9 protein-coding genes and 2 pseudogenes are annotated in these 12,852 nt (G+C 33.4%); 9 read left to right on the forward strand and 2 right to left on the reverse strand.

Going from position 1 to position 12,852, the window contains the following annotated elements:
- From JJC05_RS07980 to JJC05_RS08005, 6 genes are all read left to right on the forward strand, one after another.
- Positions 1-1,020 carry a patatin-like phospholipase family protein gene (locus JJC05_RS07980; protein WP_235878727.1) on the forward strand — a complete coding sequence of 340 codons (1,020 nt, stop codon included), beginning with the start codon at positions 1-3 and terminating at the stop codon, positions 1,018-1,020.
- Positions 948-2,246, forward strand: coding sequence for a hypothetical protein (locus JJC05_RS07985; RefSeq protein WP_235878729.1), 1,299 nt, complete (start codon positions 948-950; stop codon positions 2,244-2,246). Before JJC05_RS07980 ends, JJC05_RS07985 begins: the two co-directional genes overlap by 73 nt.
- 97 nt (positions 2,247-2,343) lie before the next feature.
- Entirely contained in the window at positions 2,344-3,792 is a 1,449-nt protein-coding gene (locus JJC05_RS07990) for an amino acid permease (RefSeq protein WP_181142869.1), read from the forward strand.
- A gap of 656 nt (positions 3,793-4,448) precedes the next feature.
- Entirely contained in the window at positions 4,449-4,832 is a 384-nt protein-coding gene (locus JJC05_RS07995; protein WP_235877302.1) for an IS110 family transposase, read from the forward strand.
- A 59-nt stretch (positions 4,833-4,891) separates the two neighbouring features.
- The gene (locus JJC05_RS08000) at positions 4,892-5,617 is read left to right on the forward strand and encodes a transposase (protein ID WP_235877301.1); all 726 of its coding nucleotides are present in this window, start codon (positions 4,892-4,894) and stop codon (positions 5,615-5,617) included.
- Positions 5,618-5,634: 17 nt separating this feature from the next.
- A complete protein-coding gene (locus tag JJC05_RS08005) occupies positions 5,635-5,772 on the forward strand; it encodes a hypothetical protein (protein ID WP_235877300.1) in 138 nt (45 codons plus the stop codon).
- Positions 5,773-6,193: 421 nt separating this feature from the next.
- On the opposite strand, the gene JJC05_RS08010 is transcribed toward JJC05_RS08005, so the two are convergent.
- Entirely contained in the window at positions 6,194-7,546 is a 1,353-nt protein-coding gene (locus tag JJC05_RS08010; RefSeq protein WP_235878731.1) for a saccharopine dehydrogenase family protein, read from the reverse strand.
- A gap of 120 nt (positions 7,547-7,666) precedes the next feature.
- Between JJC05_RS08010 and JJC05_RS08015 the strand changes: the two genes are divergently transcribed.
- Positions 7,667-8,053, forward strand: coding sequence for a DUF423 domain-containing protein (locus JJC05_RS08015; protein ID WP_105195137.1), 387 nt, complete (start codon positions 7,667-7,669; stop codon positions 8,051-8,053).
- Between the two features lie 68 nt (positions 8,054-8,121).
- Positions 8,122-9,746: pseudogene (gene pckA / locus JJC05_RS08020) on the forward strand (phosphoenolpyruvate carboxykinase (ATP)).
- Positions 9,747-9,793: 47 nt separating this feature from the next.
- On the opposite strand, the gene dusB reads toward pckA, so the two are convergent.
- Positions 9,794-10,774, reverse strand: a complete 981-nt coding sequence (gene dusB / locus JJC05_RS08025) for a tRNA dihydrouridine synthase DusB (protein ID WP_235878733.1) — start codon at positions 10,772-10,774, stop codon at positions 9,794-9,796.
- A 276-nt stretch (positions 10,775-11,050) separates the two neighbouring features.
- Here dusB and lepA point away from each other — a divergent pair.
- A pseudogene (gene lepA, locus JJC05_RS08030) lies at positions 11,051-12,846 on the forward strand (translation elongation factor 4).
- Positions 12,847-12,852 lie beyond the last annotated feature (6 nt).

Consider the following 12,852-nt stretch of genomic DNA (forward strand, 5'->3'; position numbering starts at 1 on the left):
ATGCTTAATAAAAAATCTACTAATTACTTAGTAATTCTACTTTCGAGTAGCTTTTTATGGTTCCTTATATGCACTATTATCTTTAACGTCCCCATTTTCGCACAAGACCTTAGTAAAAAACCAAAAATTGGTCTTGTTTTAAGTGGAGGTGGCGCTAAAGGCTTGGCTCATATTGGCGCATTAAAAGAAATAGAAAGAGCAGGAATTAAAATAGATTATATAGGCGGTACCAGCATGGGAGCTATTATAGGTGGATTATATGCTTGTGGATATACAGCACATGAACTTGATTCTATTTTTAGCGAAACAGATCCTGATTCTATCTTACGCGACAGAATACCTAGAGACAATCAAACTTTTTACGAAAAATACAACAATGAAGTATATGCCGTAACACTTCCTTTCCAGAAATTTAAAATATCAGTTCCTAAAGGAATCTCAAAAGGTCTTTATAATTTTAACTTAATCAGCAAATTAACCCATCCTTATCGCCATATTACAGATTTTAGCTTATTAAAGATCCCCTTCTTATGTATTACTACAGATCTAGAAACAGGTCAAGAAATAGTTCTAAAAAAAGGAAACCTACCATTAAGTTTATCTGCAAGTGGTGCTTTTCCTTCATTATATTCTCCTGTACAAATAGAAAATCGTTTCTATATAGATGGCGGAGTAACAAACAACTTTCCTGTTGAAGAAGTCAAAAAAATGGGAGCTGATATAATCATAGCTATAGATGTACAGGATAACCTAAAAGACATTGATAATATTAGTGGGGCTACGGGTATATTATCTCAAATATCAAACTTTAGCACATTACAAAATATTGAAAAGAAAAAACAATTAATTGATATTTACATCAAACCAAATATTAATCCCTACTCCGTTATTTCATTCGAAGAAGGTAAAGACATCATACAAACAGGCGTAGATGCCTGTCAACCACATTGGGAAAAATTAAAATCACTAGGTATAATTCATATCCCATCTATTTTAAAAAAGAAAAAGAAAGTATACTAAATATAAATGGTATAGGCATTGAAGGTTCTAAAAACTATACAAGAAGTTACTTTTTGGGAAAATTACGCTTTCTTCCTGAAAACAAAATTACATACAATCAATTGCATTCAGGACTAAACAATCTAAATGCCACACAAAATTTCACATCTATTACGTATGAATTTATACGTAACAACAATAAAGACGATTTAATTATTAATGTGGTTGATAACCCTATTAAAACATATCTCAAATTAGGATTACATTATGATGATGTTTTTAAATCCGGAGTCCTATTTAATATAACCCATAAAAATTTAATTTTCAAAAATGATGTGGGCTCCTTAGATCTAATACTAGGAGATAATACACGATTTAATTTAGATTATTATATTGACAATGGGTATCGTTGGAGTTTTGGATTTAAAAGTAACTACGACCAGTTTAATAGAAATAGCGAAGTAGATTTTAAGGGAAATAAATTAATAAATCATATTCAAAAAAATTCAGTCGAAATTAGTTATAAATCACTATCTAACAAAACGTACCTACAAACAATTTTCGCACAAAAATTTTTAATCGGAGCAGGAATAGAACATAAATACATAAATATAACTTCTAACTCAACAGGTAATCTTCCTTCTCAATTAGATAAAAGCCACTATTTAAGTGCCATAGGATTTATGAGATTTGACTCATTTGATAACAAATATTTCCCTAAATCAGGTTGGTATTTTTTTGGTGATATTAACAGTATTTTTCATTCGTCAAATTACTCTGGTGATTTTGAAAAGGCTTCATTATTTATGGCAGATATGGCATACGTAAAAACTTTTTGGAATCACTTTTCAATAAAAATACAATCCGAAGGAGGTTTTACCATTGGCAAAAAACTTAATAATATTAATGAATTTATATTAGGTGGTTATGGATTTCATCATTTTGGAAATTTCAGACCTTTTTTAGGATATGATTTTTCATCAAAAAGCGGAGACAGTTATGTAAAAGGAAGTTTAAGTTGCGATTATATATTTTACAAAAAGCACCATCTTAATTTTACCGCTAATTTTTCAAATATAGGAAAAAAGATATTTAATGATGGCGAATGGATTACAAAGCCCGACTATACTGGATATGGTATAGGATACGGATTAGAAACGCTTATTGGCCCAATTGAAATTAAACATTCTTGGTCTCCTGAAACCACTAAACATTATACTTTTTTTAGCGTAGGATTTTATTTTTAATTTTTATGTTAAAGATTTCTATAAAATTTATTTTTATTGGTTTATTATTCTTAAAAAAGCTATTTTTGGAACGATATAAACCAAACTTTTAAATTTTATGTCTATTTGGAAAAGAAAATCTATTGATCTTTTATTAGCTGAAGCTTCTGATTCAGAAAAAGGTCTAAAAAGAACGTTGTCTTCGGGTGCATTAGTTGCCTTAGGAATTGGAGCCATTATAGGAGCAGGCCTATTTTCATTAACAGGTATTGCTGCTGCTGAAAATGCAGGTCCTGCAGTAACTCTATCCTTTGTTTTAGCTGCAATTGGTTGTGCTTTTGCTGGACTATGTTATGCAGAATTTGCTTCAATGATTCCTGTTGCAGGAAGTGCATATACTTATTCTTATGCTACTATGGGCGAATTTATGGCTTGGATCATTGGATGGGATTTGGTTTTAGAATACGCATTGGGTGCCGCTACAGTAGGAGTAAGCTGGTCGCGATATTTTTTAGAATTATTAAATAAATTTGGTATTCACCTACCCCATAGTTTGATATGTTCACCTTGGGAAACACTAAAACTAAGCGATGGTACAACAATAGAAGGAGGAATTATTAATCTACCCGCTGTTCTTATCGTTTCATTACTTTCCCTATTGTTAATTAGAGGCACCAAAGAATCTGCCAATCTAAATAATTTTTTAGTAATCCTAAAAGTTACTGTTGTTATACTTTTTATTATATTGGGTTGGAATTATATTAATCCTTCTAATTATAGCCCATACATTCCAGAAAACACTGGAGTTAAAGGTCATTTTGGATGGTCAGGTATAGCCGCAGGTGCTGCAACTGTCTTTTTTGCTTTTATAGGTTTTGACGCTGTATCTACAGCAGCACAGGAAGCAAAAAACCCTCAAAAAGGTATGCCAATAGGCATATTAGGTTCATTAATTGTATGCACAATATTATATGTCCTTTTTGCTCATGTTATGACAGGTTTAGTTCCTTATTATGAATTTGCTGGAGATGCAAAACCTGCTGCAACTGCATTTGCAAAAACACCTTACACTTTCTTACAAACTGGCTTAATAGTTGCGGTACTAGCAGGTTATACTTCTGTTATGCTCGTTATGCTAATGGGGCAAAGTCGTGTATTTTACACCATGAGTAATGATGGTTTATTACCTAAATTTTTTGGCACTATCCACCCTAAATACAGAACACCTTGGAAAACAAACATTTTTTTCCTAGTATTTGTTAGCATTTTTGCAGGTTTTGTTCCTGTATCTGATTTAGGTCACATGGTAAGTATTGGCACCTTATTAGCATTCGTATTAGTTTGTATAGGAGTCTTAGTAATGCGTCAAAAAATGCCTGAAATCCCGAGAGCCTTTAAAACACCATTAGTCCCTTTTGTTCCAATAGCAGGCATCCTAGTTTGTCTTTACTTAATGTATTCACTACCACTTGAAAGCTGGATGCGTTTAATTATTTGGATGGCACTAGGTATTATTATATATTTTATATACGGCAAAAAAAATAGCAAACTCAACAATAAAGAATAACAACTATTTATTTTAAATAAAAGCCTTCTATTTAAAGAGCAAACTTTAACTAGAAGGCTTTATTTTATAGAGAAGTATCATCTAAAAAAATAATCATACCATCTAAGGTGCAAATTTACTATAATAACAACGTGTAATACCTCTTGATTCGTGTATTCTGTAGTGAGTTTGGGTTTAGATAATTTCAAAACAAAAATGGGATACTATTTTTCTCTTGCCAATCCCTCCTTATTGCCCATAACTTAATCCTTACGAGAAAGTCTGGCAATGGATGAAAGATAAAATTGCAATGAAAATTGATGATACTCTAGCCGACTTAAACCAAAAATGGAAGAATTAATCAAAAATATCGGATAATAAAACAATTAAGTCTATAACGGGTTATCCGTTTTACTCAAATACTTTTTTACAGTATTTTTAAACCCAGATTTCAAGAAAGTATTGTTCTTTGACAAATGAGAGCTAACTTGCACTTGCGAGCGAAGCCTATGTATAAAATGGTGAATTTATCCCCTCCCAGATTTTGGCTGAAATGTAAAAAGGCTTCCATTTGGAAGCCCTTTGAGACAATCAATGATGAAACACCATGTTATCTCGTATAGAATAATTTAAGCAAAGATATTACATTTCCTCGCATTTTAATAAAAAAATATTTTATGAAAAGTTTCGAAAAAATGCAAATTGTAAATCCCAATGCTGCAGGAATTGATGTTGGGTCACGTTCTCATTTTGTAGCCATAGGACAGGATGAAAATCAAATTAGAGAATTTAATGTTTATCAATCAGGATTATGCGCTTTGGTAGCTTATCTTCAAGAGAACAAGATTCGTAGTGTTGCTTTGGAGTCCACAGGGAGTTATTGGCAATCTTTGTTTATGATCTTGCAGGGAAATGGTTTTGAAGTTCTTTTGGTTCAAGGGACTCAAACAAAAAACCTCAAAGCAAAGACAGATGTGAAAGATGCACAATGGATACAGAAACTTCATTCTTTAGGGCTATTACGAGGTTCTTTTTGCCCTCTGAAACCACTTTGCAGATAAGAACACTTCATAGACATCGTTCTAGTTTGATTGAACAAAGTTCAGGCTTTGTAAACAAAATGCAAAAAGCATTACGTTTAATGAACTTCAGACTCGACGTTGTGATAAGTGACATCACAGGAGTTTCTGGAATAAGAGTAATTGAGATGATACTATCAGGTGAAACTTCAGGTGAAAAATTAGCTGAATATTGCGACAAACGAGTTAAAAAAAGCAAAGAAGAAATAGCCGACGCTTTACAAGGTAAAATAAACAATGAATACCTACATGAGCTTTCCGATTGTTATGATATTTACAGACTTATTCAAGATAAAATAAAAAACACCGATACTCGTATTGATGAAGTGCTGAAAAATCAAACCAGAGAAATTGTTTTATCAGAAGATATCGAATTGGTAAAGAAACAGAATAAAGGGAAAAACCAACCCAAATTTGATGTACAGAAATATAGTTTAAAACTTTTTGGAGTAGATCTCTTTGCTATAGAATCAGTTTGCTCAGGAACCGTTACTAGTTTTTTAGCCGAAATAGGCACCGATATATATAAATTCAAGACCTCCAAGCAATTTGTGAATTGGCTCAGGTTAGCTCCAAATAATAAAATTAGTGGAGGTAAGGTTTTGAGTAGCAGAACTCCAAAAGGGAAAAATAAATTTGCATTGACATTAAGAAATGCGGCAAATACAATTGAAAGAAAAAAAGAAGGTTACCTCGTTATGTTCTTTAAAAGGATTTCTTTTAAAAAGGAAGAGGTGCTGCAATTACAGCAACAGCAAGAAAAATAGCAGTTATAATTTGGAATATGATAGTCAAAAAACAACATTATATACCAATAAATACAGACCAATATATTCAAGAAATGAAGAATAAAAAAACGATACAAATTAAAAAAATGATTAAAAAATACGGAATCGAAACTACTTCTTTATCAATTCCTTAAATTAAGTTAGATAGAATTACGCATTAGACTTCGTTGTGAAACAAAATTTTTCAATAAATTCAAGTGCTCACGGAAAATTTTAGAAGAAGAAATAGTGAACTATTTTGATGATTAAAATTTGAGTACCTGCTTGAATTGGAAGAAAAATAAAGTGCAATAGATTTACTTCGTCTATTCGCTACGCTCGGGTCTAATGCGTAATCTGGGTTAAAGTTTAAATGGTATTATTTTTTTGCCACATAATCCCAAATTCAGCATTAGAAAGCCTATCGCATAATCTAACTTGAAATTTCTTTTATTTTAGTAAATAAATCCGAAAAAATAAATAAAAAGAAGGCGTCCAAAAAATAAAGAATCAGCGCTTCGTTGATCATGCCTTTATTTTTTTAGGACACCTTCTACAAATAAGTAGGTAGGCAGATTAATTATAACCTTTGTATGGAACCTCTTTTTCTATAAAAACAACACCATATTCTTCTAATTCTTTTAATATAGGTGTATAAACTTCTTTTTTAATAGGTAATTGTACACCTAGTGTTGTAATATTACCATTTAAAATTTGCAACGTTGCCATTGCTACAGGTAGTCCTACTGTCTTAGCCATAGCAGTATAGGTTTGGTCATCCCCCAAACAAACCATAGTAGCATCTATTTGTTTGCGTTCTCCGTTTAATTCATATCCAAATTTATGATACATTACAATCATATCCTTATCATTTGATTGTAATGTCCAAGAATCTGTTAAAATTTTTTCTAATGCTTGTGCTGGTGTAGCATTTTTAATACCCAGTATTTTTTGATTACTGAATAAATCCAACTCCACTAATTTGTCCCACATAACATCGTCTTGATCTATTTTTAGTTGATGGCGTAATTTTATTTCAACAGAATCAGTTGAATGATAAGGTAAAAATAAGTTCACAAACTCACGGTAGCTCATTTTTTCAGAATCATCAATCATATAAGTATCGTCTGTCATACCTAATTGAACAAACATATCCCAAGCTTTAGAATAACCTACGCGGCGAATAGTTCCTCTATAAAGAGTTAAAGCATCATCTAAATTATAAACACTTCTATATTTTAATGAATCGCGATTCGCATAGCCTTCAAAACGACCAAATCCATCAATTTCTAAAAACTCGGTTCTACGAAATAGTTTATTATACGGTATATATTTATAAGTTCCTTCTTGTATAAATTTAGCTGCTCCACCTTGACCTGCTAATACAACATTTCTTGGTGCCCAAGTAAATTTGTAGTTCCAAAGGTTATTATCACTTTCGGGAGCTACCAAACCTCCACAAAATGATTCAAAAAGAATTATTTTACCTCCTTGATCACGAATTTCATCTAACACTTTCATAGCACTCATGTGATCTATGCCGGGATCTAGCCCTACTTCATTCATGAATACTAAACCATTTTCTTTTGCTTGTTCATCTAAAGCTTGCATAGCATCACTAATGTATGAAGCTGTAACCATGTGTTTTTTGTATAGGATACAATCTTTCGCTACTTCCGCGTGCATGTGAGCGGGAAGCATTGAAATTACTATATCTGCTTTTTGAATTTCGGTTTGTCGCTGATTTGTATTATGAATATCTAAGGCAATAGGAGTGGCATTTTTATGGCCTAATGTTTTACGTTGTGCTAATTCCAATGATAAATCACCAATGGTAAGATGTAAATCTTCGCTTTCAGATTTTTCTAAAAGATATTTTATTAAAGAGGAAGCAGAACGACCTGCTCCTATAATTAGTACATTTCTCATTTTGGGTTTGATAAAAGATCACACAAATTTAATGAAATGATATTTTTTTAAAAGCGAAATTTATAAAATAATATGATTTTTTACCATTACTACATTAAATTTGAAAAAAAATACACATAAATGGATAAAAAAATTCTATTAACCGCTTTACTTTTTGGAGCAGTTTCAATTATTTTAGGAGCCTTTGGAGCACATGCTCTTAAAAAAATTTTAAATTCAGATCAATTAGTTTCTTTTGAGGTTGGAGTACGTTATATGATGTATCACGCCTTCTTTTTATTGTTTTTAGGCACCACAAGCATAATCTTACCTGAACAAAAAAATGTGATTTTTAATTTAGTAGTAGGAGGAGTCCTATTTTTTTCCGTATCTATTTTTTTGCTTTCGACACAATCTATTACAGGTTTAAACTTCAAATTTTTAGGCCCTATAACGCCTGTAGGAGGAGTATTGTTAATATCTGCTTGGGTTATCGCATTTTATTACATTTTTACAAAAAAAATGTAAACTATGAGTCTATTTAAATAATATTTATACTTTTGTCGTTAAAATTGAACACACACATCATAAATTTTATGGAAGCATACACACCACCTACGAAAACGATTTCGTTAGATCAATACGGAATTAGTGGCGTTAAAGAAATTGTATATAATCCTACATACGAATTGTTGTATCAGGAAGAATTAAGCCCTGAATTAGAAGGTTACGAAAGAGGGCAGTTAACTGAATTGGGGGCAGTTAATGTAATGACAGGTGAGTTTACAGGTCGTTCTCCTAAAGATAAATATATTGTTAAAGATGCCGTAACAGAAAACACGATTTGGTGGACTTCTGAAAAAGCTGTAAACGATAATAAACCTATCAGTACTGATACTTGGGCTGCTCTAAAACAAAATACAGTTGAGCAATTATCAGGAAAGAGACTTTTTGTAGTTGATACTTTTTGTGGCGCTAATGAAAATACACGATTAAAAGTTCGCTTTATCGTAGAAGTAGCATGGCAGGCACACTTTGTAAAAAATATGTTTATTCGTCCAACCGAAGAAGAGTTAGCAAACTATGGGGAACCTGATTTTGTGGTAATGAACGCTTCAAAACGCGGTTTTGCAGATTATAAAGCACATGGTTTAAATTCTGAAGTATATATTGCCTTTAACTTAACAGAAAAAGTACAATTAATTGGAGGTACTTGGTATGGAGGAGAAATGAAAAAAGGTTTATTTTCAATGATGAACTATTATTTACCTCTTCAAGGAATGGCCTCTATGCACTGCTCTGCAAATAAAGGAAAAGATGGTGATGTAGCCGTATTTTTTGGTTTATCAGGAACAGGAAAAACAACTTTATCTACAGATCCTAAACGTGAATTAATTGGAGACGATGAGCACGGGTGGGACAACGATGGCGTTTTTAACTTTGAAGGAGGTTGTTATGCAAAAACAATTGATCTAAGCAAAGAAAATGAACCCGATATTTTTGGAGCAATTAAACGGGATGCCTTATTAGAAAATGTAACGGTTGATGTTGATGGTAAAATTGATTTCAAAGATGGTTCTGTAACACAAAATACACGTGTTTCATACCCTATTTACCACATTAACAATATAGTAACACCTGTATCTAAAGCAGGACATGCTACTAAAGTAATTTTCTTAACAGCAGATGCTTTTGGTGTAATGCCTCCCGTTTCTAAATTAACTCCTGAACAAACAAAATACTATTTCTTATCAGGATTTACAGCTAAATTAGCCGGTACTGAAAGAGGCGTAACACAACCTGAACCTACTTTTTCAGCGTGTTTTGGCAAGGCTTTCTTATCTTTACATCCTACAAAGTATGGTGAGGAGTTAGTAAAAAAATGGAAGAACATAATGCCAAAGCTTATATGGTAAATACAGGTTGGAATGGAACAGGAAAACGTATTTCTATTAAAGATACACGAGCTATCATTGATGCTATTTTAGACGGTTCTATTGAAAATGCTGAAACAACTGTTGTACCAGTATTTAATTTTGAAGTTCCTACCGCATTACATGATGTTAATTCTGAAATTTTAGATCCTCGTAATACTTATGTTGATGCTTCAGAATGGCAAGCTAAAGCAGAAGATTTAGCAGGAAGATTCATTAAAAACTTTATTCAATACACGGATAATGAAGAAGGAGAAGGTTTAGTAAAAGCAGGCCCTCAGTTATAAATAATAATAAAATAGGCTCTTCGTTTGAAGAGCCTATTTTTATTTTATCACTTTGCATACGCCTGAATAATATCCTCAAAAACAACCAACAAATCTTGAAAATTATCAAATGTAACTAATTTGTTACGATACTCTTTAAAATGAGGAATGCCTTTAAAATAATTGGTATAATGACGGCGCATTTCTACAATTCCAACACGTTCACCTTTCCAGTCTATCGACCAAGTTAAATGGTTTTTAGCTGCTTCTACTCGATCCCTAATAGTTGGAGCGTTTAATAATTCACCCGTGGCAAAATAGTGTTTAATTTCATTAAAAATCCAAGGATAACCAATGGCAGCACGACCAATCATGATACCATCTAATCCGTACGTATTTTTATATTCCAATGCTTTTTCAGGAGAATCGATATCTCCATTTCCAAAAATAGGAATATGAATTCTTGGGTTGTTTTTAACACGTGCTATATGTGACCAATCAGAATGTCCTTTATACATCTGCGCACGTGTACGCCCGTGAATTGTCAATGCTTTAATCCCTACATCTTGCAATCTTTCGGCTACTTCGTCTATATTGATAGAAGCGTCATCCCAACCCAAACGAGTTTTTACAGTTACAGGCAAATGGGTGCTATTCACAACTGCTTTGGTTAAACGTACCATTAAATCGATGTCTTTTAAAACCCCTGCACCCGCACCCTTACAAACTACTTTCTTTACGGGGCAACCAAAATTGATATCTAATAAATCAGGTTGTACAGTTTCAACAATTTTAGCGCTCAGGGCCATAGCTTCCTCGTCACCACCAAAAATTTGGATACCTACGGGGCGCTCGTAATCAAAAATGTCTAATTTCTGACGGCTTTTGATGGCATCCCGAATCAAACCTTCACTCGAAATAAATTCGGAGTACATTAAATCGGCTCCGTGCATTTTACATAAACGACGAAAAGGTGGATCGCTTACATCTTCCATGGGAGCTAATAATAAAGGGAAATCGGGTAATTCTATATTGCCTATCTTAACCATCTGACTACATTTTGGCGCAAAATTACGATAATTAACGCAATAGCAAAAGCATATTCCTAGTTTCGGCTTATCAGTGCTTTGAAAATGACGATTTTAAACTATATTTGCATATTAGTTGCGTTAAGGATTGAAGCGGCATCCTTCAAGAAGCATGGTGAAACCAAATGCCTCTTGAAGATAAAGCGGAAAGCCTGACCTGTCGTAGCGAGGCACGAAGCCGACAGGAAACGCCCAAAAAACTGATACGTCAGTTGTGACAAAATGATATTTAGAACGATGAAGAAAATTAGAAATTTTTGCATTATTGCACATATCGACCATGGTAAGAGTACCTTGGCTGACCGTTTATTGGATGCGACACAAACCGTAACGGCTCGTGAAGCGCAAGCGCAGTTGTTGGATAACATGGATTTGGAGCGCGAGCGTGGTATTACCATTAAGAGTCACGCGATTCAGATGGAATATACCTACAAAGGAGAGCAATATATTTTAAACTTAATTGATACTCCGGACACGTGGATTTCTCTTACGAAGTTTCGCGTTCTATTGCTGCTTGTGAAGGGGCGTTGTTGATTGTAGATGCAGCGCAGAGTATCCAAGCGCAAACGATTTCTAACTTATACCTAGCTTTAGAAAACAACTTGGAAATTATTCCCGTTTTAAATAAAGTAGACCTACCAAGTGCGAATCCTGAAGAGGTGAGTGATGATATCGTAGACTTATTAGGTTGTGATATAGAAGATATTATTCATGCTTCTGGTAAAACAGGTTTTGGGGTTGATAAAATTTTGGAAGCTATCGTGGAGCGTATTCCTGCACCAGAAGGAAATCCTGAAGAACCTTTACAAGCTTTGATTTTCGATTCGCATTACAATCCGTTTCGTGGTATCGAAGTAATTTTCCGTGTGGTTAACGGGGAAATTAAAAAAGGACAGAAAGTAAAATTCATGGCTACGGGCAAGGAATATTTTGCTGATGAAATTGGTACTTTAAAATTAAATCAAGTACCTAAACAAACCGTTTCTACTGGTGATGTAGGCTACCTAATTTCAGGTATTAAAGAAGCTAAAGAAGTTAAAGTAGGTGATACCATTACGGATGCTAAAACGCCTACTACGAATATGATTACAGGTTTCGAAGATGTAAAACCAATGGTATTCGCAGGTATTTATCCTGTAGATACAGAGGATTATGAAGAGTTACGTGCTTCTATGGAGAAATTGCAATTAAATGATGCTTCATTGGTTTTCGCTCCTGAGAGTTCGGCTGCTTTAGGATTTGGTTTCCGTTGTGGTTTCTTAGGAATGTTACACATGGAAATTATTCAAGAGCGTTTGGAGCGTGAGTTTAACATGACCGTTATTACTACTGTTCCCAACGTGTCGTATCTAGCTTATACTAAAAAAGAGCCTACAACACCTATTATTGTAAACAATCCAAGTGATTTACCTGATGCGACTAAATTAGACCGCGTAGAAGAACCTTATATCAAAGCAACTATTATTACCAAAGCGGATTTCGTGGGTAATGTAATGAGTTTGTGTATTGAAAAAAGAGGACAAATCACCAATCAAACATATTTAACTACAGAACGTGTGGAGTTGAATTTTGATATGCCATTGGCTGAGATTGTATTTGACTTTTATGATAGATTAAAAACGGTTTCTAAAGGATATGCTTCGTTTGACTATCATCCAATTGGAATGAGAGAATCCAAGTTAGTAAAAATGGATATTTTACTAAATGCAAACCAATTAGACGCACTTTCTGCCTTGATACATGCGGATAACGCTTATAATATTGGTAAAAAAATGTGTGAAAAATTACGAGAATTAATCCCACGTCAGCAGTTTGAAATTCCAATTCAAGCTTCTATTGGTGCTAAGATTATTGCTAGAGAAACGATTAAAGCACTTAGAAAAGACGTTACAGCAAAATGTTATGGTGGTGATATTTCGAGAAAGCGTAAACTACTTGAAAAACAAAAGGCGGGTAAAAAACGTATGCGTCAAGTAGGTAACGTTGAAATTCCTCAAGAGGCATTTATGGCGGTATTGAAACTAAATGATTAATACGCT

This window comes from Flavobacterium davisii (assembly GCF_019565505.1).
GTDB classification, from domain to species: Bacteria; Bacteroidota; Bacteroidia; order Flavobacteriales; family Flavobacteriaceae; genus Flavobacterium; species Flavobacterium davisii.

Bases quoted from the DNA above. Each gene is read 5' to 3' on its own strand.
- dusB (WP_235878733.1), bottom strand. From the start codon at position 10,774: ATGGTTAAGATAGGCAATATAGAATTACCCGATTTCCCTTTATTATTA.
- JJC05_RS08015 (WP_105195137.1), top strand. From the start codon at position 7,667: ATGGATAAAAAAATTCTATTAACCGCTTTACTTTTTGGAGCAGTTTCA.
- JJC05_RS07990 (WP_181142869.1), top strand. From the start codon at position 2,344: ATGTCTATTTGGAAAAGAAAATCTATTGATCTTTTATTAGCTGAAGCT.
- JJC05_RS07995 (WP_235877302.1), top strand. From the start codon at position 4,449: ATGAAAAGTTTCGAAAAAATGCAAATTGTAAATCCCAATGCTGCAGGA.
- JJC05_RS08010 (WP_235878731.1), bottom strand. From the start codon at position 7,546: ATGAGAAATGTACTAATTATAGGAGCAGGTCGTTCTGCTTCCTCTTTA.
- JJC05_RS08005 (WP_235877300.1), top strand. From the start codon at position 5,635: ATGATAGTCAAAAAACAACATTATATACCAATAAATACAGACCAATAT.
- JJC05_RS07980 (WP_235878727.1), top strand. From the start codon at position 1: ATGCTTAATAAAAAATCTACTAATTACTTAGTAATTCTACTTTCGAGT.
- JJC05_RS08000 (WP_235877301.1), top strand. From the start codon at position 4,892: ATGCAAAAAGCATTACGTTTAATGAACTTCAGACTCGACGTTGTGATA.